This is a genomic window from Streptomyces sp. NPDC021562 (genome assembly GCF_040640875.1).
Lineage (GTDB): Bacteria > Actinomycetota > Actinomycetes > Streptomycetales > Streptomycetaceae > Streptomyces.
Genome location: NZ_JBFACN010000014.1, coordinates 130,412 through 153,289, shown reverse-complemented (window position 1 = coordinate 153,289; position 22,878 = coordinate 130,412). Strand labels below are relative to the sequence as shown.

21 protein-coding genes are annotated in these 22,878 nt (G+C 71.9%); 8 read left to right on the top strand and 13 right to left on the bottom strand.

The genetic code is table 11. The features are described from left to right. Window positions 1-42: 42 nt before the first annotated feature. Window positions 43-1,398, bottom strand: a complete 1,356-nt coding sequence (locus AB0G52_RS22960; RefSeq protein WP_361338326.1) for an RICIN domain-containing protein — start codon at window positions 1,396-1,398, stop codon at window positions 43-45. A 427-nt stretch (window positions 1,399-1,825) separates the two neighbouring features. Here AB0G52_RS22960 and AB0G52_RS22955 point away from each other — a divergent pair, with 427 nt between their 5' ends. Then, complete coding sequence (locus AB0G52_RS22955; protein WP_132892681.1) at window positions 1,826-3,076, top strand: MFS transporter; 1,251 nt, start codon at window positions 1,826-1,828, stop codon at window positions 3,074-3,076. Window positions 3,077-3,255: 179 nt separating this feature from the next. Here the strand turns inward: AB0G52_RS22955 and AB0G52_RS22950 are convergent, their stop codons facing one another. From AB0G52_RS22950 to AB0G52_RS22930, 5 genes are all read right to left on the bottom strand, one after another. Continuing rightward, entirely contained in the window at window positions 3,256-4,233 is a 978-nt protein-coding gene (locus AB0G52_RS22950; RefSeq protein WP_132890703.1) for a hypothetical protein, read from the bottom strand. 41 nt (window positions 4,234-4,274) lie between these two features. Then, window positions 4,275-4,397, bottom strand: a complete 123-nt coding sequence (locus AB0G52_RS22945) for a hypothetical protein (protein WP_361338210.1) — start codon at window positions 4,395-4,397, stop codon at window positions 4,275-4,277. Further along, on the bottom strand, window positions 4,388-4,840 hold the full coding sequence (locus AB0G52_RS22940) for a hypothetical protein (RefSeq protein WP_132890704.1): 453 nt from the start codon (window positions 4,838-4,840) through the stop codon (window positions 4,388-4,390). Before AB0G52_RS22940 ends, AB0G52_RS22945 begins: the two co-directional genes overlap by 10 nt. 102 nt (window positions 4,841-4,942) lie before the next feature. Then, window positions 4,943-5,719, bottom strand: coding sequence for a polysaccharide lyase family 7 protein (locus tag AB0G52_RS22935; RefSeq protein ID WP_132890705.1), 777 nt, complete (start codon window positions 5,717-5,719; stop codon window positions 4,943-4,945). Window positions 5,720-5,842: 123 nt separating this feature from the next. Next, on the bottom strand, window positions 5,843-7,057 hold the full coding sequence (locus tag AB0G52_RS22930; protein ID WP_361338207.1) for a carbohydrate-binding protein: 1,215 nt from the start codon (window positions 7,055-7,057) through the stop codon (window positions 5,843-5,845). Window positions 7,058-7,303: 246 nt separating this feature from the next. On the opposite strand from AB0G52_RS22930, the gene AB0G52_RS22925 reads away from it, so the two are divergent. The 3 genes from AB0G52_RS22925 (at window position 7,304) to AB0G52_RS22915 (ending at window position 10,475) form a co-directional block, all read left to right on the top strand. Further along, window positions 7,304-8,431 carry a GNAT family N-acetyltransferase gene (locus AB0G52_RS22925; RefSeq protein WP_132890707.1) on the top strand — a complete coding sequence of 376 codons (1,128 nt, stop codon included), beginning with the start codon at window positions 7,304-7,306 and terminating at the stop codon, window positions 8,429-8,431. A gap of 129 nt (window positions 8,432-8,560) precedes the next feature. Further along, window positions 8,561-9,388 (top strand): PP2C family protein-serine/threonine phosphatase, encoded by an 828-nt coding sequence (locus AB0G52_RS22920; RefSeq protein WP_132890708.1) that lies wholly within the window; start codon window positions 8,561-8,563, stop codon window positions 9,386-9,388. A 61-nt stretch (window positions 9,389-9,449) separates the two neighbouring features. Further along, a complete protein-coding gene (locus AB0G52_RS22915; RefSeq protein ID WP_207921818.1) occupies window positions 9,450-10,475 on the top strand; it encodes an MASE1 domain-containing protein in 1,026 nt (341 codons plus the stop codon). A gap of 42 nt (window positions 10,476-10,517) precedes the next feature. Here the strand turns inward: AB0G52_RS22915 and AB0G52_RS22910 are convergent, their stop codons facing one another. Continuing rightward, the gene (locus tag AB0G52_RS22910) at window positions 10,518-11,009 is read right to left on the bottom strand and encodes a peptidylprolyl isomerase (RefSeq protein WP_132890710.1); all 492 of its coding nucleotides are present in this window, start codon (window positions 11,007-11,009) and stop codon (window positions 10,518-10,520) included. Between the two features lie 114 nt (window positions 11,010-11,123). Beyond that, a complete protein-coding gene (locus AB0G52_RS22905; protein WP_132890711.1) occupies window positions 11,124-12,047 on the bottom strand; it encodes an SGNH/GDSL hydrolase family protein in 924 nt (307 codons plus the stop codon). A gap of 238 nt (window positions 12,048-12,285) precedes the next feature. On the opposite strand from AB0G52_RS22905, the gene AB0G52_RS22900 reads away from it, so the two are divergent. Next, entirely contained in the window at window positions 12,286-14,421 is a 2,136-nt protein-coding gene (locus tag AB0G52_RS22900) for a discoidin domain-containing protein (protein ID WP_132890712.1), read from the top strand. Between the two features lie 4 nt (window positions 14,422-14,425). Here AB0G52_RS22900 and AB0G52_RS22895 read toward each other — a convergent pair whose 3' ends face one another. The 5 genes from AB0G52_RS22895 to AB0G52_RS22875 all read right to left on the bottom strand — a co-directional run bounded on the left by AB0G52_RS22895 (window position 14,426) and on the right by AB0G52_RS22875 (window position 17,919). Then, on the bottom strand, window positions 14,426-15,550 hold the full coding sequence (locus tag AB0G52_RS22895; RefSeq protein WP_132890713.1) for an acyltransferase: 1,125 nt from the start codon (window positions 15,548-15,550) through the stop codon (window positions 14,426-14,428). Window positions 15,551-15,850: 300 nt separating this feature from the next. After that, window positions 15,851-16,351, bottom strand: coding sequence for a hypothetical protein (locus AB0G52_RS22890; RefSeq protein WP_361338203.1), 501 nt, complete (start codon window positions 16,349-16,351; stop codon window positions 15,851-15,853). Further along, entirely contained in the window at window positions 16,335-16,826 is a 492-nt protein-coding gene (locus AB0G52_RS22885; RefSeq protein ID WP_361338202.1) for an RNA polymerase sigma factor, read from the bottom strand. Before AB0G52_RS22885 ends, AB0G52_RS22890 begins: the two co-directional genes overlap by 17 nt. A gap of 86 nt (window positions 16,827-16,912) precedes the next feature. Next, entirely contained in the window at window positions 16,913-17,533 is a 621-nt protein-coding gene (locus AB0G52_RS22880; RefSeq protein ID WP_132890716.1) for a class F sortase, read from the bottom strand. Then, on the bottom strand, window positions 17,530-17,919 hold the full coding sequence (locus tag AB0G52_RS22875; RefSeq protein WP_361338199.1) for a sortase-dependent protein: 390 nt from the start codon (window positions 17,917-17,919) through the stop codon (window positions 17,530-17,532). Before AB0G52_RS22875 ends, AB0G52_RS22880 begins: the two co-directional genes overlap by 4 nt. 220 nt (window positions 17,920-18,139) lie before the next feature. On the opposite strand from AB0G52_RS22875, the gene AB0G52_RS22870 reads away from it, so the two are divergent. The 3 genes from AB0G52_RS22870 (at window position 18,140) to AB0G52_RS22860 (ending at window position 22,876) form a co-directional block, all read left to right on the top strand. Then, a complete protein-coding gene (locus AB0G52_RS22870) occupies window positions 18,140-18,574 on the top strand; it encodes a Fur family transcriptional regulator (protein ID WP_358980775.1) in 435 nt (144 codons plus the stop codon). 36 nt (window positions 18,575-18,610) lie between these two features. Next, window positions 18,611-20,803: a catalase/peroxidase HPI gene (gene katG / locus AB0G52_RS22865; protein ID WP_132890719.1), complete on the top strand. Its 2,193-nt coding sequence runs from the start codon at window positions 18,611-18,613 to the stop codon at window positions 20,801-20,803. A 234-nt stretch (window positions 20,804-21,037) separates the two neighbouring features. Next, a complete protein-coding gene (locus tag AB0G52_RS22860; protein WP_361338197.1) occupies window positions 21,038-22,876 on the top strand; it encodes a M1 family aminopeptidase in 1,839 nt (612 codons plus the stop codon). The last annotated feature ends 2 nt before the right edge of the window (window positions 22,877-22,878 follow it).

Genomic DNA, 22,878 nt, shown 5'->3' with positions numbered 1-22,878 from the left:
GACGACGGCCGGGCCGCCCGCGAGGACGGACCGGCCGTTCACTCACTGGCCCGGCGTGAGTATGTAGGTGTTGAGGGTGCCCACGGCGGAGAGCGGGGTGGGGGAGCCGGTGTCGTAGCGGTCCACGGCGACGTAGTTGGGCTTCTTGCGGGCGGCGGGCGTGCAGAAGTTCTGGGCGCGGTTGAGGAGTTTGCCGTTGTCCGTGGCGGCGGTGGAGGCGATGGGGTAGTCCCGGAAGTGGTTCATGACGAACAGCGGGTGGAAGGCGGGGGAGTCGGTGGTGAGGGGTCTGCCGGTGCCCCAGCGGCTGTAGCAGGACCAGTCGGAGTCTCCGAGTCCGCCGCCCATGGACCAGTAGTTCTCCACGGTCCATTCGCGCTGGTACATGACGCCGAAGGTGTCGCGGGTGGTCCAGCCGTTCGCGGTGTCGCTCGCGCGGGTGCGGTCACTGAAGATCAGGAGCTGCTTGCCGCGGGCGGCGAGATCGGCCATCGTGGGCCAGCCCTTGGTGGCCGCGCCCTCCTGGTCGGGCCGGTACAGCAGGTCGTAGAGTCCGTTGACGGACGCCAGTGACGACTTCAGTACGTCCGAGGAGGCGTAGTCCTCCAGGAAGACCGTGGCGAACTGACCCGGGTGGGCCTTGAGGAAGTCGACGATGCGCTGGAGGTCCGTGGCGAGCGGCACGGGGCTGCTGACGCCGTCGCAGCTGTTGTGGCAGAGGACGGCCTGGCCGGAGACGGTGTAGTCGTCGAGCATGAAGCCGCGCACGCCGTCGCTCAGCTGGCGGCTGATGCCGTAGTTCTGGTTCGGGAACAGGTTGACGGGGAAGGAGGCGAAGTTCCCGTCGGCGCCGTTGGCGAAGGCGTTGTGCGCGGTGAGGAAGGTGACCTGGTCGAGGGTGCGGGTGTCGGCGGAGGGCATCGCCGAGGTGGCGTAGGAGACCGGGGTCAGGTACCAGCGGGCGAGGTCGCCCGCGGAGCCGAGCTGTACGGCGCCGGTGTCCGACGACGAAGCGGTGAGGTACTGCGCGGTGCCCGGGACCGTGACGGTGTAGGTGCCGTCGGTGCCGGCGGTGACGCTCCAGGTGGTGCCGTCGGCGCCGCAGGCGGCGGTCACCGCGGCGGTGCCGCTGCGGCCGAGGCAGGTGCCGGACTCGTCGGTGTTCCGCAGTTGGTAGCCGCCGCCGACCGCGACCGGTGTCCACTGCTGGTGGTCCTCGTTGCCCTTGGGGTTGTGGGCCACGACGGTGCCGCCACTGTCGGCCGCGTCGAGGCCGGTGACGTAGTTCTGGAGGTAGACCGAGGACGTGGGCACCGCCGCCGACGCGGTGCCCGGGAGCAGGACGGGCGCCGACAGGGCGAGGACGGCGGAACAGCACAGGACGCGCAGGGGGCGCAGACGCACGGGGGATCCCTTCACTCTGGCAGGGCACGGAGTGCCCACGCTGTCAGAGGCATGAGATACCCGGTGGCACGTGTGGTGCGCCAGTCGTTCAGGCTGAATTCCTGTTCCCGGCACAGGATGTGACGAACAGTCACCCATGTGGGTGGCCGGGGACGGCGAGCAGGGGTCTGTCGGGGTACGGCTCCAGCCGGCATCCCGGCGTGCCGTCCGGACTCCCGTGACCGGACCCGGGTGACGCAGGTCACCGCGTTGTGAGCGGCAATCCAGGAATGTGCGCGCGCGTCATCCCGCTGCAACGTTCTTGGGGTCTGCTGGGCAAGGGCGCTCGGCGCCGTCGGCTCCGAAGGCGGAAGCGCCTGCGGAGCCCCGTCCCCGCCGCCCGTCCCCGGACCACCGTCTTCGAAAGGTCTTCCCGCTCACCATGCCTTTGGCTCTGCTGGCCCTCGCCGTCGTCACGTTCGGCATCGGCACCACCGAGTTCGCCACCATGGGACTGTTGCCCCAGATAGCGGACGGCGTCGGCGTGTCCGTGCCGCACGCCGGCAACCTCGTGTCGGCCTACGCTCTCGGCGTCGTCGTCGGCGCCCCCGTACTGACCGGCATCGGCGCGCGCGTGCCCCACAAGCGGCTGCTGCTCCTGCTGACCGGGCTGTTCGTGGTCGGCAACACGGCGTCCGCTTTCGCCCCGAACTTCGGCCTGCTCTTCGCCGCCCGTTTTCTGGCCGGACTGCCGCACGGCGCCCTCTTCGGCGTGGGCGCGGTCGTCGCCTCCAGGCTGGTGGCCCCCGACCGCGCCGCACGCGCCGTCTCCCGGGTCTTCCTGGGCCTCACCATCGCGAACATCATCGGCGTCCCCGCCGGCACCGCCCTCGGCCAGCACCTGGGCTGGCGCTACGCCTACTGCGCCGTCGCCGTCATCGGCCTGGTGGCGCTGGCCGCGCTCGCCCTCCTCGTACCGCACCAGCCGCGCGGACCGCAGGCGGGCATCCGCCAGGAACTGCGGGCGATGGGCAACCGGCAGGTCTTCATCGGACTGGCGACCGCCGTCGTGGGGTTCGGCGGCTTCTTCGCCGTCTACAGCTACCTCGTCCCCATGCTGACCCATCTGACCGGCATCTCCGACTCCTCCACCACCCTGGTCCTCGCCCTCTACGGCGTCGGCATGACCGTCGGCACCCTGGTGGCCGGTCCCCTCACCGACCGCGCCCTGCGCCCGACCCTCTACGCCGGGATCGTGCTGCTGGCGGCCGCGCTGGTGACCTTCTACTTCACCGTCCACAGCACGGTCCCCGCCCTGGTGACGGTCACCCTCATCGGCGCGATGGGCGCGCTCATCACCACGCCCGTCCAGATGCTGCTGATGATCAACGCGAAGGACGCGCCGACGATGGCGGCGGCCTCCAACCACTCCGCGTTCAACATGGCCAACGCGGCCGGCGCCTGGCTGGGCGGCCTCGTCATCTCGGCGGGCTGGGGCTGGGCCGCGCCCGACCTGGTCGGCGCCGCGCTCGCCCTGGCCGGCCTCGCCCTGGCCGTCACCGGAGGCATCCTGGACCGGGGCGGCCGCCCCTCGAAGGTGGTCACCTCCCAGGGCACCCCGGACACCGGCACCGCGACCGCCACGGCTCCGGTGGCTTCCGCGGCGGAGACGACCGACCGGAACGGCGGCTGACCCCGGCCCGGGACCAGCGCGCCGCGCCTAGCGTCCCGCCCACCCCGCCGGGCGCGGACGCCCCGAGTCGCCCGGGGCGCGGGCGGCCTTCGGACCTCGGGGGGGCGGGCGCGGGGGGGGGGGGGGGGGGGCCCCCCCCCCGCCCCCCCGCCGGCCCCCCCCCCCCCCCCGCGCCCCCGTCACGAGCGCACGAAGTGGGCGCGCAGTCTCGCCTTCAGCAGGTTGGGGTCGCGCTGGGTGGAGTAGGCGGCGCCGGCCACGTACACGTCCCGGCCCCGTACCGCCAGCGAGGTCGGGTTGGACAGGCCGTCCTGCACCGTGAGGACGGTGGCGCGGGTGCCGTCCGGGCGGACCTGGACGACCTCGTTGGAGGGGTTCAGCGCGGCGAGCACGAGGTCGGAGTGCCCGGGGAAGACGAAGTCGTCGACGCCCGCGAGGCCCGTCGCCCGCGTCTCGACGGGCCCGGCCGAGCCGTCGTCGCCCACCGGGATGCGCAGCAGGGTTCCCAGGTCGCTGTTGGTCACCCAGACCGCGTCCTTGTGGACCTTGACGCCGTTGGCACCGAAGCCGCCGGCCGGACCCGGCAGGTGGGCCAGGGCGCTGCCCGTGGCCCACGCCGTGGGGGCGCCGCCCGCCTGCGGGACGCGCCACACGGTGCCGAGCACCGAGTCGGCGGCGTAGAGCACACCGTGCCGCTCGTCGAGGGCCAGACCGTTGGGCAGGCCGTCCGAGGGCAGTTCGGCGATCTGCTCGGGCGTGCCGCCGCCGGCCGGTACGCGCCAGATGCCGGTCCTGTCGGTGCCGGTGGCGTAGTTGACGTACAGCGTGCCGTCGTGGGCGCGGGCCAGGCCGAGGGTGACGGCGCTGGTCAGCAGGGGCGTGCGGGGGCTGCGCTCGGCAGGCAGGGTGGCGAGGACGCGTACCCGGCGCTCCCGGGTGACCCTGGCGACCTGCCGGGCGAACGCGAAGGACACGTCGACCGAGCCGCCCCGTTCGGCGACGACGTTCTCGGGGGTCTGGCCGGCGGCCAGGTCGAAGTGCGCGACGACACGGGCGTTCGAGACCAGCGGCTCGTCGCTCGCGGCCGGAGCCGTCGCGAGCAGGCCGATCACGAGCGCGGCGGGGGCGACCACGGCCGCGCGGGGGAATCGGGGCATGTGACCTCTTTCGACGGGAGCGCAGGGCTCCGGCGTACCGGTCACACCAAAATGACGGCTCCCCGGCCGCGTTCGAGGTCAGCCCCGGCCGGGACGTCGCCCGCCCGGCGCACGGCCTGGCCCCGCATGCCGCGCAGCCGGGTGACGGCTTCGCTCAGTTCCACAGGGGGATGGTCATGACCTGCGAGAATCCCTCCGGCCTCGCGCCGGAGTAGGCCAGGCTCAGCCGCGTGAACTGCTGGACGTCCGGGTGCTTCTTCCACGCCGTCGGGCGGTCGAGCCGCACCGTCACCGGGTAGCGGTGGAAGGTGCCGGCCGCGCAGTACGGCTTGCAGTCGTTCACCCAGTTCACGCCCTGCGCGACCGCGCTGGTGTCGTTCCACCGGACCCAGTGCATACCGGCGAGCACGCTGTTGCCGTCCCCGCAGGCCAGGATGAAGTCGGTCGGCCGGTACCGCTGGTGCCACAGGCAGTCGACGAGCACGGGATGCCGGGCCGCCCGCGGCGCGGCCGGCGTCGGCGGCGTCGCGGAGGCCGTCGTCATGCCCGCCGTGAGCAGCAGGGCCGCCCCGAGTCCGATCACCGTTCCCAGCACTGGTCTGCGCATGGTCGCTCCCGCCCGTACCGCCGTAGTTGCCGGTAGTTGCCTCCCTTCGACGCTACGACCGTCACTGCGGATGTACCACTTGCGGCGTAAGGGCGCCGGGGCTCACCCGTGGGCGACGGTCAGGCCGTAGAACGCGACCCGGGCCCCGTTCGTGGTGCTGTCGGAGGACGACTGGTTGTACGAGCCCGCCTTGAAGTACTGCCGGTACGGGGTGAAGGAGGACGGGATGGCGTAGTGGGTGGTGGTGCCGTTGACGGTCAGGTCGACGGTGTTGCCGCCGGAGACCGCGATGGTGTAGGTCCAGGTCTTGCCGAGGGACACGTGACCGACGGTATGGGGGGTCTGGCCGCCGTCGGGGGAGTTCTCGGTGCCGAGCACGATGTCGCCGTCGGAGTGGTAGTACAGCTCGATGAGCGGCTTGGTGGAGGAGCCGCCGGTGCCGAGGTGGATCTGGCCCACGCAGACGTTCTTGGTCACCGAGACCACCCGCAGGGTCGCGCTCATCCGGTGGCTGCCGCTCAGGGCCCAGTTCGCGGCGGAGCCGTCCCGGTTCATCTCCCGCAGTTCGGAGCGGGCATAGCTGGAGTTCGGGGTCGTGACCCCCTTCTCGGGCGCCCAGAAGGTCATCGCGCCGTCCCGGGTGTCGGTGTAGAAGTAGGCGTCCTGGTAGCCGTTCGCCCCCTGGAGCCGGGACGAGGGGATGGTGGTCGGCGAGCCGGGGGAGCCGACCGGCTCCTGGAGCTGCCAGGTCGACAGGTCGAAGTTGCCGCCGGGGGCGACCTTCGGGTTCGCCGCGTGCGCGCTGCCGCCGAACAGGACGGTCAGGGCGAGGGCCAGGCCCGCGGCGACGGGAGCCGCGGGCAGCCGGGAACGGGACATGTGGGGGGATCCTTCCGCCGGATGGACGCGCCCGGAGCATGTTCACTCATGTGAACTCCGGCCGCATCCATAACCTTCGATGACCCGAGAAGCTAAAGGTCCGGACCAACCTCGTCAAGAGGTTCAGCAGGCGCCCTCGTCCAGCCAGGGGCCCCACTCGGAGGCGCCGGGCACCTCGTTCTGGGTCCACCACTTGGCCTTCCAGTTGTGGCCGCCGTACGAGGCCTCGTCGTCCTTCACGTAGACCGCCGTCGCGCTCCAGGCGGTCTTGCAGGAGGTGGGGGTCGGTGTCGGGGTGGGCGTGGGGGTGGGGGTGGTGGTCGGCGGGGTGACACCGGCGAACTGCACGGAGTACCTGGCGAAGTCCCAGGAGTTCTGCGCGACGCTGGAGCAGGTGCCGGAGGTGCGGCCGCCGTTGTCGGCCGGGGTGCACTGGCGGTCGCGGTTGAGGGACCAGAAGGTGAAGCGGTCCATGTGGTGGCTCGTGGCGTAGTCGAGCACGGTCTGGAAGTCGGCCTGGCTGAAGTACTCGCCGCTGTCGCTACGGCCGTTCATGCCGGAGAAGCCCTCGTGGGCGTAGGCGGTCGCCTGGTCCCAGCCGAAGGTGGACTGCAGGATCGAGTTGAAGTTCGTCAGCGCGGCGGTCTGGCTCGCCGCCCCGTTGAACCCGCCGTCGAACGGCATGATGGAGAAGTTGTTCGGGGTGAACCCCTGGGACTTCGCCTCCAGCAGCATCTGCTTGCCGAACCAGCCGGTGCCGTCCGCGGTGCCGGGCGTGGTGACCGAGACGTACAGGCCCGGGTTGTTCTGCTGGAGGATCTTCGCGGCGCCGATCTCGTTCCTGATCGCGGCCGTGTTCTCGTACTCCGGCTCCTCCAGGTCGAAGTCGATCGCGTGCAGCCCGTACTTGGTGACGACCTGTTGGTAGGCCGCGGCCGTGGCGGAGGCGTCCGCGCAGGTCTGGCCCAGTTTCGTGCCGCCGTAGCCGCCGATCGAGACCGAGACGTCACCGCCCTTGGCGCGGACGGTGTCGATGACCGACTGGACCGCGGTGTCGGACGAGACCGCCGCGGTGCCACCCCAGGTGGGCGAGCACCCGCCGCCGTTCGGGGCCAGGACGAACGCCAGTTGGAAGGCCTTGAGGCCGGTGGCGTCCATGATGGCGGCCGGGTCCGGCGGGTCGTTGTCCAGCGGCATCAGGTAGGGGGCGGCGGCGTACCACCGGTTGCTCAGCGCGGTGGTCGCGCCCGAGGCGTCGGTCGTGACGAGCGCGGTGGTGCCGGCGGCGGCGAGCGCGACGGCCGCCGCCGCGCCCAGACATGCGCGAAGGGTTCTCATCGGTTGCCTCCAGGGGTGGGGGAGTCGCCCCAGCTTCCAGAGGTGACGCGACCACGTCAATGAATTGGACTGGACCAAAGCCCATATTGGACTAGACCATGCAACTTCTTTGCGTTGGCCGGTCGTGGCACCACCGAAATGAGGTGTTCGCCCTCCGTCTCCCCCTGGGGGTGGCACTCTTGACAGCGCGCGTACTGTTTCGCGACGTTTGAGCGACGACACGCGTTATGGGGGGAGCGGTCGGTCATGAGAACCAGAGGCCAGTCCGAGGTGGACATCACGATCCACAGACCCGGCGAGCTGACCCAGTCGCTGCGCCGGGCCTGGCACCGCGCGATGGACGAGTCGCCGGAGTACGCCAATCCCTTTCTGGCGCCGGAGTTCGCGATCGGTGTCGGCAAGCACCGTTCCGGCGTGCGGGTGGCGGTCCTGCGCGAGGACGGGGAACCCGTCGGGTTCCTCCCCTACGAGCGCACCGCCCTCGGTGTCGGCCGCGCCGTCGGCCTCGGGCTCTCCGACTGCCAGGCACTGGTGCACCGGCCCGGAGTCACCTGGGACGCCCAGGCGCTGCTGAGCGCCTGCCGGCTGGCCATCTTCGAGTTCGACCACCTGGTCAGCGAGCAGACACCTTTCGCCCCGCATGTCACCGGGACCTTCGCCTCCCCGGTGATCGACGTCAAACCCGGCGACGGCGGATACCCCGAGTGGCTGCGCGCCACCTACCCGGGACTGGCCAAGACCACGCTGAAGAAGGAGCGCCGGATCGGCCGCGACCTCGGCGAGCTGCGCTTCGAGTTCGACGAGCGCGACCCGGCGGCCCTGCGCACGCTGATGCGCTGGAAGTCCGCCCAGTACCGGCGGACGGGGCGCATGGACCGCTTCGCCCGCCCCTGGATCGTCGACCTGGTGGACCACCTCTTCCACGTCCGCGAGGAGCACTTCACCGGGGTGCTGTCCGTGCTCTACGCCGGGGACCGGCCGGTGGCCGCGCACTTCGGTCCCCGGTCGGCCACCGTGCTCGCCGCCTGGTTCACCGCCTACGACCCGGAACTGCGCTACTACTCGCCCGGGTTGATGATGCATCTGCGGACCGCCGAGGCCGCGGCGCGCGGTGGTGTCACCCTCGTCGACCTGGGCCGGGGCGACAAGGAGTACAAGGACTGGCTGAAGACCCGTGAGCTGCGGGTGGGGGAGGGGTTCGCCACCCGGGGTCACCCGGTGGCCGCGGCGCACCGGATGTGGCGCCGCCCCGTCCGCGGTCTGCGTAACACCGTCCTCGCCCATCCGCGGCTGCGCGACCCCGCGGACCGGCTGCTCCGGACGGTCGGCACCCTGCGGGCGTCCCGCGGGCCCGACGGCCTGCACCGGGAATGAGCACGCCGCCCCGGCCACGGCCCGGCGGTCCGGGCGCGCTCACTCGTCCGGCATGCGCACTATGATCCTGTAAAGGCGAAAATTAGGCGGTATGCCCTGTAAGGGGTGCCGCCTGGGCCGGAGTGATCCATGCCCCGCAACCGCTCGACGGACGACGACGAGCTCCTGGTCAGACTCAGGTCGCTCACCGCCCAGGCGCGCGAGCGGGCCGAGTACCAGCGCTCGCAGGTCGAACTGGCCGTGGCCCTGCAGCGCGGCATGCTGCCCCGGGAACTGCCCGACACCCCGCGCGTCCACGTGGCCGTCCGCTACGCGCCCGCCTGCTACGGACTCAACGTGGGCGGTGACTGGTACGACGCCTTCACCCTGCCCGACGGCCGTATCGGGCTGTCGATAGGCGACGTCCAGGGCCACAACATCGAGGCCGCCGCCTTCATGGGCCAGGTCAGGGCGGGTCTGCGGGCGCTCGCCTCGGTGACCGGGGAGCCGGGCGAGCTGCTCGCCCGCACCAACGACCTGCTGCTGTCCCTGGGCAGCGACCTCTTCGCCACCTGCATCTTCATGCGGCTCGACCCGGCGACCGGGCTGCTGGAGAGCGCCCGGGCCGGGCACATCCCCTTCGTCTGGGCCACCGCCGACGGCAAGTCCGGGATCGGCGAGGACGAGGGCGGACCGCCCCTGGGGATCGACCCGGGCGTCGCGTACCCGGTCTCCCGGTTCCGGCTCACCACCGGCGGGATGTTCGTGCTGCTCACGGACGGTGTGGTGGAAGGGCCGGCGATGAACATCGAGGAGGGCCTGGACCAGGTGGTGCGCCTGGCCGGTGTCGCCGCCGTCGCCCGTCTGGACGCGCGGTCCCTGGCCGCCGCCGTGATCAAGGGCGCGGAACAGGTCGGCCACGAGGACGACGCGGCCGTCCTGGTCGTGGGCCACGACGGCCTCGACTACACGCCGTAGGACCGGGAGCGACGGCCCGCGGACGGCCCTCGCCTCGCCGACCCGGCCGCCGCGGTGTGTGATGGCTGCTGTGGTGGCATTCCGCGTACTGCGCCGACCGGCCGTCCTCGTCCTGCGGACGCTGGCCGTGGCCGCCTGCTACTACGGGTCGGCCCGGCTCGGTCTGCTGCGCCGGCTCACCGTCGAGGGCGCCGTCTTCACCCCGGTCTTCCCGGCGACGGGCGTGGCGCTCGCCTGCCTGCTGGTCTTCGGCCTGGGCTGCTGGCCGGGCATCACGCTCGGCGCGCTGCTGCTCGTCCTGTCGCTCGGCCCGCCGGGGCCCGACACCGTCGGCATCCTCATCGGCAACACGGGCGGCCCGGTCTGTGCCTGCCTGCTGCTGCGCCGGGCCGGTTTCCGCACCGACCTGAGCCGACTGCGGGACGGCGTCGCCCTGGTGTTCCTCGGGGCGCTCACCGCCATGCTGGTCAGCTCCGTCGTCGGCATGGTCTCCCTGCTCCTCGTCGGCAAGGTCGCCGCGAGCAGTTTCTGGCCGAGCTGGCTGGCCTGGTGGGTCGGTGACGCGATGGGCGTCCTGCTCGTCACCCCGGTCCTGCTGCTGCTCCTCGAAGCCCGTCGGCCGCCGCGCCTCGGCCGCTGGAAGGAAGCCCTCGGTCTCGCGGTCGCCACCGTCGTCCTGATCCCGGTGGCCACGCACAGCTCGCTGGCCGCGCTCTTCCTCGCCTACCCGGTGCTGATCTGGGGCGCGCTGCGGTTCCGGCTGGCAGGCAGCATGCTGTGCGCCCTGTTCACCTCGGTCCTGGCCACCGTCGCCGCCACGGACGGCGTGGGCGCGTTCGCCGGGCTGTCCCCCGTCGAGGTGATGGTCAAGCTCCAGTTGTTCAACGGTTCCATGGCCCTGACCGCGCTGCTGCTGTCGGTCGTGATCACCGAGCAGCGCAACACCAGGCTCTCCGTCGCGGAGGCCTGCGAGGAACTGGCCCAGGCGCTGGAACACCTCACCGCGCACGACACCCCGGCCGGACGGGCGCCACCGGTGGTGGAGCGGTTGCGGCGCGCGCAGGACGACGCGAAGGACGAACGGTGACCGGGCGGGCGCCCGGTCACCGTCGCGTACCCGGGCCTGCCGTCAGACGGTGCCGCTCGCGGTGATCTCGACCTTGCCCTTGGGGGCTCCGCTGCGGGTGCCGTAGCCCTCGATCTTCGTGACCAGGTCCTGGCCCTCGACGACCTCACCGAAGACCACGTGCTTGCCGTCGAGCCAGTCGGTCACGACGGTGGTGACGAAGAACTGCGAACCGTTGGTGTTCGGGCCCGCGTTGGCCATGCTCAGCAGGAACGGACGGTCGTGCTTGAGCTGGAAGTTCTCGTCCTTGAACTTCTCGCCGTAGATGCTCTTGCCGCCGGTGCCGTCGCCCCGGGTGAAGTCACCGCCCTGGAGCATGAACTGGGGGATGATCCGGTGGAAGCCCGAACCGGCGTAGCCGAAGCCGTGCTGGCCGGTGGCGAGCTCGCGGAAGTTGCGGGCCGTCTCGGGCACCACGTCGTCGAACAGGCGGAACACGATCCGGCCGGCCGGCTCGTTGTTGATCGAGATGTCGAAATAAACGTTGTCGCTCATGCAGGTCAACCTATCGCGAACCGCCGCGAGGTCCCTCCCACGGGGCCGGACGGCGGCGAGGTGGCGGACCGGCACGGCCCGCCACCTCCCCGGCCCGCGACCGTGGGAGGCCCGCTAGGAGCGCCTCTCCAGCCGGTCCAGGACGGCCTGGGCCATGACCGCCTCGCCCTTGGCGTTGGGGTGCGCGGGGGCCGCGGGCGACGCCGGCCGGAGCGGCTCGATCCAGCGGTCGGCGGGAGCCTTGCACATGTCGTGCCCGACGGTCGGGCCGTACGTGTCCACGTACCGGGCGCCGTTCCAGGCGGCGACCAGGCGCAGCACCAGGTTGAGCCGTTTCTCGGTGTCGCGCAGGTAGGGGAAGTCCTTGGCCGCGAAGGGCACCGTCGGGTAGCAGCCGCTGCCGTCGTCGGGCAGCAGGTCGGGGTAGCCGACGACCAGGATCCGGGCGTGCGGGGCCCGGGCGCGCACGGCCCGCAGCACCTTGTCGACCTTGGGCGCGGTCCGCGCGACGGCCAGCACCAGCTGGTCGATGCCGGAGGCGGTGTAGTACTGCCGGCAGGGGTCGCCGGTGAGGTCCTTGGAGCTGAGGCCCGCGCAGGTGGCGATGATGGAGCCGAACCCCATGTCGTTGCCGCCGATCTGGACCGTGACCAGGTCGGTGTCCCGCTGCACGGCGTCGAGCTGGGGCCCGTTCGTGCCCTGGGTCTGCCACATCTGCGCGGTCGTCGCGCCGGAACAGCTCACGTCCTTGAACGCGGTGACCTCGCGGGCCGCCGCCACCAGGGAGGGGTAGTTGTGGTCGGAGCGGGCGCAGTCCGCGTCGACCTGGGTCGGGATGAGGGGCCCCGAGGTGTAGGAGTCGCCGAGCGCCACGTAGCTCGTACCGCGGTCACCGCCGTGGCCGCCGCCGTGCGCCGCGGCCGGTGTCGTGGACGCGGCCACCAGGGCGCAGCCGCCCAGCGCCGCGCCCACGGCCGCCCGCCGCCGGCGCCTTCTCGCCGAACCCTGTGCACCCTGCGACGGTCTGCTGTACGACATGAGGATCCCCCCTGGAACCGGGACGCGCGCGGAACCGGTCCCGACGGGCGGCCCGCACGCGTGTGTCGGGGGTCTGTATACCGCCCGGTAGGAGTCCCCAGCCAGAGGTCGGACGTCGAGAATTCTGTTGCCGAAGACTTGCCGCCCGTTTGTCTCAGCACTTAAATCAAATCCTGAACTAAGCACGCGGGTCCGCCGGTTCGCAGGCGTGCCCCGTGCCCACCACAGGGAGCCGCTGATGAGACGACTGAGATCCCTGGGCGTGGTGCTCGCCGCCATGGCAGCACTGCTCGCCCTGCCCACCGCCCACGCGCCGGCGGCGCGGGCCGCCGACGTCCCGCTCTCGCAGGGCAGGACGGCCACCGCCTCGGCCGAGGAGAACGCCGCGACCGCCGCGGGGAACGCGGTGGACGGCGACCTCGGCACCCGCTGGTCGTCGGCGTTCTCCGACGACCAGTGGCTCCGGGTGGACCTGGGCGCCACCGCGAACGTCACCCGGGTGGTCCTCGACTGGGAGGCCGCGTACGGCAAGGACTACAAGGTCCAGATCTCCGCCGACGGCAGCAACTGGACCGACCTCGCCACCGTCACCGGCGGGGACGGCGGCACCGACACCCTCGACGTCTCGGGACAGGGCCGGTACGTCCGCATGCAGGGCGTGCACCGCGCCACCCAGTGGGGCTACTCCCTGTGGGAGTTCCAGGTGTACGGCACCACCACGGGCACACCCCCGGTCCAGGGCGGCGGCGACCTCGGCCCGAACGTCATCGTCGTCGACCCGTCCACGCCGAACCTCCAGGCGAAGTTCGACTCCGTCTTCGCCCAGCAGGAGTCGGCGCAGTTCGGGACCGGGCGTTACCAGTTCCTGCTCAAGCCGGGCACCTACAACGGCATCAACGCCCAGATCGGCTTCTACACCTCGATCTCCGGCCTCGGCCTCAACCCCGACGACACCCAGATCAACGGTGACGTCACGGTCGACGCCGGCTGGTTCAACGGCAACGCCACGCAGAACTTCTGGCGTTCGGCGGAGAACCTCGCCATCACGCCGTCGAGCGGCACCGACCGGTGGGCCGTGGCTCAGGCGGCCCCCTTCCGGCGCATCCACGTCAAGGGCGGCCTCAACCTCGCGCCGAACGGCTACGGCTGGGCCTCCGGCGGCTACATCGCCGACTCGAAGATCGACGGCACCGTCGGCCCGTACTCCCAGCAGCAGTGGTACACCCGGGACAGCTCGGTCGGCGGCTGGACCAACGGCGTGTGGAACATGACCTTCTCCGGCGTCCAGGGCGCCCCGGCCGGCAACTTCGACTCCGGTCCGTACACCACGCTGGACACCACCCCCGCCTCGCGGGAGAAGCCGTTCCTGTACCTGGACGGCGGCGCCTACAAGGTCTTCGTCCCCGCGAAGCGCACCAACGCACGGGGCGTCTCCTGGCCGGCGAACGCGGGCACCTCCCTCCCCCTGGACCGGTTCTACGTCGTCAAGCCCGGCGCCACCGCCGCCACCATCAACCAGGCCCTCGCCCAGGGCCTCAACCTCCTCTTCACGCCCGGCGTCTACCACCTCGACCGGACCATCGACGTCACCCGGGCCGACACCGTCGTCCTCGGCCTCGGTCTCGCCACCCTCGTCCCCGACAACGGCGTCGACGCCCTGCACGTCGCCGACGTCGACGGGGTACGGCTCGCCGGGTTCCTCATCGACGCGGGCCCGGTCAACTCCGACACCCTGCTGCGGATCGGCACCCCCGGCTCCACCGCCGACCACTCCGCCGACCCCACGTCCATGCAGGACGTGTTCGTCCGCATCGGCGGCGCCGGACCCGGCCTCGCCACCAACTCCGTCGTGGTCAACAGCAACAACGTGATCATCGACCACACCTGGCTCTGGCGCGCCGACCACGGCAGCGGAGTCGGCTGGACCACCAACCGGGCCGACTACGGCCTGCGCGTCAACGGCAACGACGTCCTCGCCACCGGCCTGTTCGTCGAGCACTTCAACAAGTACGACGTCTACTGGAACGGCGAACGCGGCCGCACGATCTTCTTCCAGAACGAGAAGGCGTACGACGCCCCGAACGCCGCCGCCGTCACCCACGACGGCGTGGTCGGCTACGCGGCCTACAAGGTCGCCGACACCGTGGGCACGCACGAGGCCTGGGGCCTGGGCAGCTACTGCAACTACACGGCCGATCCCACGATCGTCCAGTCCAACGGCTTCCAGGTGCCGACCGGTCCGGGGATCAGGATGCACGACCTGCTGGTGATCTCCCTCGGCGGCATGGGCCAGTACGCGCACGTCGTCAACACCACCGGATCACCCACCTCGGGGACCAGCACCACCCCGTCCAAGGTGACCTCGTTCCCGTGACCGGTCAGGCCGTCGCCCTCCGCCGTGCCGGGAGCCGCAGCAGCAGCCGTCGCACCGGGCCCTCCACGCCCTCGTAGAGGAGCCAGGACAGGCCCAGCGACACGGTGAAGGCGACGAGGGCGGCGGCCGTGCCGGTGAGCAGGTCGAGGCGCGGGCGGACGCCGAGCAGGTGGGTGCCCGCCCGCAGCACCAGCAGATGGACCATGTAGAACGCGAACGACAACTCGCCCAGCCGCACCAGCCGGCGGCGGCGCCACATCGAGGGCAGACCGCGCAGGTCGGCCTGGGCCGCCGCCGGGATGAGCACGGCGAAGCCCATGAGGGTGCAGGCGGTGGCCGCGTAGTCGTCGGTGACCTGGGGGACCAGGAAGTAGCCGATGACGGCCAGCGCCAGCGAGGCCTCCAGGCCGGGGCCGCGCCACCGGCCCAGCAGCACCAGGCGGGCGACGGCGGCACCCAGCACGAACTCGGGCAGCCGGGCCGCGGGGAAGGAACTGATCGGCTGGTCCCACCAGTGGTGCGCGTCCGTCCAGGCGAGCGCCAGCACGGCGAGGACGGACAGCGCGGCCAGCACCGTCGCGCCCCGCCCGCCCAGCCGGCGCAGCACCAGCGCCAGCAGCGGGAAGGCGGCGTAGAAGAAGGCCTCGCAGGCCAGTGACCAGCTGACCGGGTCCAGCGTCTGCCACCACGGACGCCACCAGGAGTGCACCAGGAAGACGTCGGCCAGACCCTGCGGGAGGGTCGGGCGCGGCTGGCGGGGCAGCGTGAACGCCATGACCAGCGCGAGGACGACGGTGACCAGGTGCACGGGGTAGATCCGGGCGACCCGCCGCCACCAGAAGCGCGGCGCCCGGTCCCCCGGCCGCGCGGACCACATCAGTACGAACCCGGACAGGATGAAGAAGAACGACACCCCCGACGCGCCCGCCTCGAAACCCCAGGACATCAGACGGCCGCCGGTGCCCCCGAAATAGCGGAAGTTGTGCACGTGCAGCCCGAAGACCAGCAGCGCGGCCATCCACCTCAGCCCGGTGAGGGACGGCAGCGGTGGAGCCGGGGCGGACGGCTGGGCGGGGGACGGCGGCGCGGCGGCCGGAGCGGTCGGGGAGGCCTTGGTCGCCGTCGTCATCGAGTCACCTGCCGGAGGTTTCGGGCGTGGAGCATGAAACGGAACGTTGCCCGTTCCACACCGTTCATTCCGGTCACGTACGAAACATCACACCAACGCCGAGGGACGGCCTCGGCCATTCGGGCCGCAGCGGCCGGACGGGCGGGTGCGACCCTACCCGGGCGGCCGACGTGCCCAGGGGCCCGCGGACGGCGCCGCGCCGCCCGCCGCGACGCCGTGACCCGCGCCTTCGGGCCGCCGACGACGCGCCGAAACCCCCGGGCACGAACGTGTGACCCGCCTGCCGCCGGGTTGACGCCGCTAGGAGCGGCCCGGGGTGGCGACGGCGCTCGGGCGGCTGTCGGACGGGGCGGTCCGGGCCGCCGTCGGGGTCGCGGACCGTCCGGAGGCGGGTGACCTCGTGACGGCGCCCCGCGTCGGCCGGGCGGGCGTGGGCTGCTGCGAGGTGCCCCCGCGCGTCGGCGCGACGCTCGGGCTCGGCCGGGGGGCGTCGGGTGTCGGAGAGGTCCGCGGACGCTGCGGGGCGGCCGGGCTGACGGCCGGGGGCGCGAGCGGGTCGCGGGGCGTCGTCGGCGCCGCGGGCGCCGCCAGATGCAGCGACATGGCGACGAAGGCGGCGACGGCGCAGGTCAACCCGGCTCCGGCAGCCGTACGCAGCAGCCGGCGGCGGCCCGCGGCGCGCCGGATCTCCTGGTACCGGCCGGGCGGGGGCCCGAGGTGGGCGGCAGGCGGCCGCAGGATGACGGCGAGCGGATCGTCCGGGCCGCCGAACTCCGGCTCGTCGTCAAAGCGTGTGGTCAAGGCTTCTCCTCAGGTGGCCGCGGAGCAGTTCTCGGGCCGCGTGCAGATCGGCCTTGACGGTTCCTTCCTTGCGCCCGGTCAGCTCGGACACCTCCCGGATCGGCATGTCAGCGTAGTAGTGCAGCAGGATCGGCACCCGCAGCCGCTCCGGCAGCGACTGCACCAGCAGCCGTACCGAGGGGTCCGCCTGCTCGGCGTGCGGGCGGGTCGCGGCCTCGGAGCCGACGCGGCGCACCGTGCGCCGCTCGCGCTCCAGCTTGCGCCAGTGGTCCCGGACGAGGTTGGCCGCGGTGACGTAGAGGAAACCACGGGGCTCCTCCACCTTCGTCCACCGGGCCCACAGCCGGGTGAACGCCTCCGAGGCGATCTCGTGTGCCGTCTCGTCGTCGTCGACGAGGCGGCGGCACCAGCCGGCCAGGCGCGGATACAGGGCGGCGAACAGCTCCGAGGCCGTCGTGTCACGGGACCGTTTCAACGTTCTCCAGGGTCGAAGGGGCTCGCCGGGGAGGATGCGGGACCGGTGGCGAACGTTCCACCGGTCCCGCATCCGTGCCGGCGGGTTCAGGGTGCCGTGCGGGTCAGGGCCGCGAAGACGATCACGTTGTCGAGATAGCCGTTCCCGGTGCGCTGACCGCCGCAGGTGATCAGCCGCAGCTCCGGGCGGTCCACGTCCCCGTACACCTCCCGCGTCGGGAAGTGCGCCTTCGCCACGGTCCGTACCTCGCGGACCGTGAACACCGCCGATCTGCCGTTCTCCAGGCGCGTCATGATCTGCTCGCCGCCGCGCAGCTCGGCGAGGCGGCGGAAGACGCCGTCCCCGTAGGAGCCGACCGTGACGTGGCCGAGGATCACCGACGGGCCGACCTGCCCCGGGGTGGGGGAGTAGCGGTACCAGCCCGCCCGGTCGTGCGCGGTGACCGGCGGCACCTGCACCGTGCCGTCGGCCGCCAGGCCCAGCCGCAGCAGCGGGGTGTCCACCCCGATCGCCGGGACCCGCAGCCGGACCGGTACGGAACGGCCGAGCGGGGCGGGGGCGGCGGAGCCGGTGGCCGTGGCCGACGGCGCGGGCGGCCGCTGCCGGGAGACCGCGGTGGCCGTCCGGTGCGGCGTCTGCCCCGCACAGCCCGCCAGCAGCGAGGCCGTCGCGGCGGTGAGCAGGGCGCGCCTGGAGAGCGGGGTCATGCCCCGGTCGCCCGGCGGCGGCGGACGACGAACACCGCGGCGCCCGCGGCGAGCACGACGGCGCCCGCCCCCGTGCCGATCAGCGCGCCGTCGGAGCCGGAGCCGGAGGAGGACTCCGTCACGCCGGTGTCGGGGGCGCCCTGCGGCACCGCGGCGACCTGACGTGAGCCACGGGCCGGCAGGTGACGGGCGTCACGGGTCGGCACGGGGGTCGCCGCCCGGGTGGGCTCGGCGGACCGCGCGTCGGACGGGACGGGGGAGGGGGCGGTGGTCGGCACGGCGCTGGCGACCGGGCTCGGGGCGGTGGCGGCGGCGAACGCGGGCACGGTGGTGCCCAGCACGGCGGTGCAGGCCAGGGCCGTGGCGCTCAGGACGGTTCGGCGCATGAGGACGCTCTCTTTCGTGGGCCCGCACCGGTCGGCGCGGGCTGTGTGACGGAATCGAGCGGAGAGACGACCCGCACCCCGGCGGGGTTGTAAAGAGTCGGCAAAGCCGGGCGATGGCCGGGTCTGGTGCGGCGGCGCGCCGGGCGTTGGCCGGTTCGTCACCAGACTTGAGTGGATTGTTTTCTTGAATCATTCGTGTTTTTGAGGTTAGGTAGTCGCCATGACCGCATCCCAGCCCCCGACGACCGCCGAAGAACTGCGCGGTGCCGGCCTGCGGGTGACGGCCGCCCGCGTCGCGCTGCTGGAGACCGTCCGGCACGGCGACCACCTCGACGTCGAGGCCATCGCCTCGGGCGTCCGCGACAGGGTGGGCCACATATCGCTCCAAGCCGTGTACGACGCGCTGCACGCGCTCACCACGGCCGGACTCATACGGCGCATCGAACCGGCCGGCAGCCCGGCCCGGTTCGAAGGACGCGTCGGCGACAACCACCACCACGTCCTGTGCCGGTCGTGCGGTGCCGTCGCCGACGTGGACTGCGCGGTCGGCGAGGCGCCGTGCCTGACCGCTTCGGACGACCACGGCTTCGCGATCGACGAGGCCGAGGTCATCTACTGGGGCCTGTGCCCCGCCTGTTCAACCGTCAGTTCCTGAGTACGTCGATCCGCCCCTTCCGGAAGGATTTCCCCCATGTCCGAGACCCAGGAGAACGCCGCGGGCAAGTGCCCGGTCGCGCACGACCGCGCCCCGCACCCCACCCAGGGCGGCGGCAATCGCCAGTGGTGGCCCGAGGGGCTCAACCTGAAGATCCTCGCCAAGAACACCGACGTCGTGAACCCCCTGGACAAGGGCTTCGACTACGCCGCGGCGTTCCAGGCCCTCGACCTCGCGGCCGTCAAACGGGACATCGCCGAGGTGCTGACCAACTCCCAGGACTGGTGGCCGGCCGACTTCGGCAACTACGGCCCGCTGATGATCCGGATGGCGTGGCACAGCGCGGGCACCTACCGCATCTCCGACGGCCGCGGCGGCGCCGGCGCCGGCCAGCAGCGCTTCGCCCCGCTCAACAGCTGGCCGGACAACGTCAACCTGGACAAGGCCCGCCGTCTGCTGTGGCCGGTCAAGAAGAAGTACGGCCAGTCCATCTCCTGGGCCGACCTCATGGTCCTCACCGGCAACGTGGCGCTGGAGACCATGGGCTTCAAGACCTTCGGCTTCGGCGGCGGCCGCGAGGACGTCTGGGAGCCCGAGGACGACGTCTACTGGGGCCCCGAGAAGGTCTGGCTCGACGACCAGCGCTACACCGGCGACCGTGACCTGGAGAGCCCGCTCGGCGCCGTCCAGATGGGTCTGATCTACGTCAACCCGGAGGGCCCCAACGGCAACCCGGACCCGATCGCCGCGGCCCGCGACATCCGTGAGACGTTCCGCCGGATGGCGATGAACGACGAGGAGACCGTCGCCCTCATCGCCGGCGGCCACACCTTCGGCAAGACGCACGGCGCCGGCCCCGCCGATCACGTGGGCGCCGAGCCCGAGGGCGCGCCGATCGAGCAGCAGGGCCTGGGCTGGAAGTCCACCTACGGCACCGGCAAGGGCGGCGACGCGATCACCAGCGGCCTGGAGGTCACCTGGACCACCAAGCCCACCCAGTGGAGCAACGACTTCTTCGGCATCCTCTTCGGCTACGAGTGGGAGCTGACCGAGTCCCCGGCCGGCGCCAAGCAGTGGGTCGCCAAGGACGCCGAGGCGATCATCCCGGACGCCCATGACCCGTCGAAGAAGCGTCTGCCCACGATGCTCACCACCGACCTGTCGCTGCGCTTCGACCCGATCTACGAGCCCATCTCCCGCCGGTTCCACGAGAACCCGGAGGAGTTCGCGGACGCGTTCGCCCGCGCCTGGTACAAGCTGACCCACCGTGACCTGGGCCCGAAGTCCCTGTACCTCGGCCCGGAGGTCCCGGCGGAGACCCTGCTGTGGCAGGACCCGCTGCCCGAGGCCGAGGGCGAGGCCATCGACGCGGCCGACGTCACCGCGCTCAAGGCGAAGCTCCTCGACTCGGGTCTGACCGTCTCGCAGCTGGTCTCCACCGCCTGGGCGTCGGCCTCGACGTACCGCAACAGCGACAAGCGCGGCGGTGCCAACGGTGCCCGCATCCGCCTGGAGCCGCAGCGCGGCTGGGAGGTCAACGACCCCGACCAGCTCGCCCAGGTGCTGCGCGTCCTGGAGGGCGTCCAGCGCGACTTCAACACCGGCGCCAAGAAGGTCTCCCTGGCCGACCTGATCGTCCTCGGCGGTGCCGCCGCGGTGGAGAAGGCCGCCAAGGACGCCGGTGTCGACATCGAGGTGCCCTTCACCCCGGGCCGGGTCGACGCCACCGAGGAGCACACGGACGCCGAGTCCTTCGCGGCCCTGGAGCCGACGGCCGACGGCTTCCGCAACTACCTCGGCAAGGGCAACCGCCTGCCGGCCGAGTACCTGCTCCTCGACCGCGCCAACCTGCTCGGCCTCAGCGCCCCCGAGCTGACCGTCCTGGTCGGCGGGCTGCGCGTGCTCGGCGCCAACCACGGCCAGTCGAAGCACGGTGTGTTCACCGAGACCCCGGGTGTGCTGACGAACGACTTCTTCGTCAACCTGCTCGACTACGGCACGGAGTGGAAGTCGACCTCCGAGGACCAGACCACGTTCGAGGGCCGTGACCTCGCCACCGGCGCGGTCAAGTGGACCGGCACCCGTGCCGACCTGGTCTTCGGCTCCAACTCCGAGCTGCGCGCCGTCGCGGAGGTCTACGCGAGCGACGACGCCAAGGAGAAGTTCGTGCGGGACTTCGTCGCCGCCTGGACGAAGGTCGCGAACGCGGACCGTTTCGACCTGGTCTGATTCCCCGGTAGCGCCCGGCACACGACGCCCGGGCCGGCCCTCACCGGCCGGTCCGGGCGTCCGTGTGTCCGGGGTTCCCGGAGTGCCCCGCCGGGCGACCTAGTGACATGCCCTGGTCAATTCTGTCAGGCTTCGGACGCGCACCACGTGACCCGTGACCGCTCCCCGGCGCACCCCTGCCGGACGGGCGGTCTCCGAGCAGGCCGGAATCCCGGCCGGCGTAAAGGAGTTCGTGTGAGACCGACCCCCCACAAGGCCATCGTCACCAGCGCGCTGGCCGTCGCGGCAGTCGTCGCGGCCCTGCTCCCCGGCACCACGGCGACGGCCGCCGAGCCCACGGCCTGCGCCCCCGCCCAGCTGATCGGCAACGGCGGCTTCGAGAACGGCACGTCCCCCTGGACACAGTCCTCGACCGGTGTGATCACCACCCGCGCCGGCCAGTCCGCCCACGGCGGCAGCGGCTTCGCCTGGCTGGACGGCACCGGCGCCACCCACACCGACACCCTCTCGCAGAGCGTCACCGTCCCGGCCGGCTGCGCCGCCACCCTGACCTTCTGGCTGCACGTCGACACCGCCGAGACGACGTCCTCGACGGCGTACGACAAACTCACCGCGAAGATCGGCGGCACCACCCTGGCGAGCTACTCCAACCTGGACAAGAACACCGGGTACGTGAAGAAGTCCTTCGACGTCTCCGCGTTCGCCGGCCAGACCGTCACCGTGGCCTTCACCGGCACCGAGGACTCCAGCCTCCAGACCAGCTTCGTCCTCGACGACGTCGCCCTGGACACCTCGGCCGCCACCACCCCGGGCGACACCACCCGCACCCCGGCCGCGCCCTCCTACACCGTCAGCCTCACCAGCAACTCCACCGGAACCAGCTGGACCGGCCACGAGAGCGTGACCTTCACCAACGCCTCCGCGACCGCGCTCAGCGAGATCTACCTCAGGCTGTGGGACAACTACCACGGCACCTGCTCGGCCCCGCCGATCACCGTCAGCAACCTCACCGGCGGCACCGCGGGCGCGCTCTCGGTCGCCTGCACGGCGCTCCAGGTCGCCCTGCCGACCCCGCTGGCCCAGGGCCAGAGCACCACGATCGGCTTCGACCTCGGCATCACCGTCCCCAGCGGCGCCGACCGCTTCGGCTACGACGGCGCGTTCAGCATGATCGGCAACGCGCTGCCCGTCCTCGCCATCCGGGACGGATCCGGCTGGCACCTGGACCCGTACACCAACAACGGCGAGTCCTTCTACTCGCTGGCCGCCGACTTCAAGGTGACCCTGGACCACCCCAGCGGCCTGCTCGTCCCGGCGACCGGCACCTCCGTCGACACCCCCGGCGCCGGCGGCCGTATCGTCACCACCGCGACCGCCGCCAAGGTCCGCGACTTCGCCTGGGCGGCCGGTCCGTTCAGCAAGATCTCCGGCACCTCGCCCGGCGGGGTCCCGATCAACATCTACTCCGTCTCCGGCATCAGTTCCTCCAGCGCCCAGTCGATGCTCAGCACCGCCAAGTCGGCCGTCGACGCGCACGCCGGCCGCTTCGGGGCCTACCCGTACGGCGAGCTGGACGCGGTCATCGACAACAACTTCTGGTTCGGCGGCATGGAGTACCCGGGCTTCGTCCTCGACCTGGTCAGCACCACCGCGCTCACCCACGAGATCGGCCACCAGTGGTGGTACGGGATCGTCGGTGACGACGAGTACAACAGCCCCTGGCTGGACGAGGCGTTCACCGACTACGCCACCGACCTGGCGCAGGGACTGACCGGCACCAACTGCTGGAACAACGTCTCCTGGGCCTCGTCCGCGGAGAAGATCACCAACTCGATGGCGTACTGGGACGCCCACTCCTCCCGCTACTCCACCGTGGTCTACGGCTACGGCAAGTGCGCCCTGCACGACCTGCGCCGCCTGATCGGTGACACCGCCATGACCAACCTCCTGAAGAGCTACGCCAGTGCGCACTGGTACGGCGTCTCGACCACCGCAGAGTTCAAGGCGGCGGCCCAGGCGGCCACCAGCACCGACCTGACGTCGTTCTGGACCACCCACCGCATCGACGGCTGACC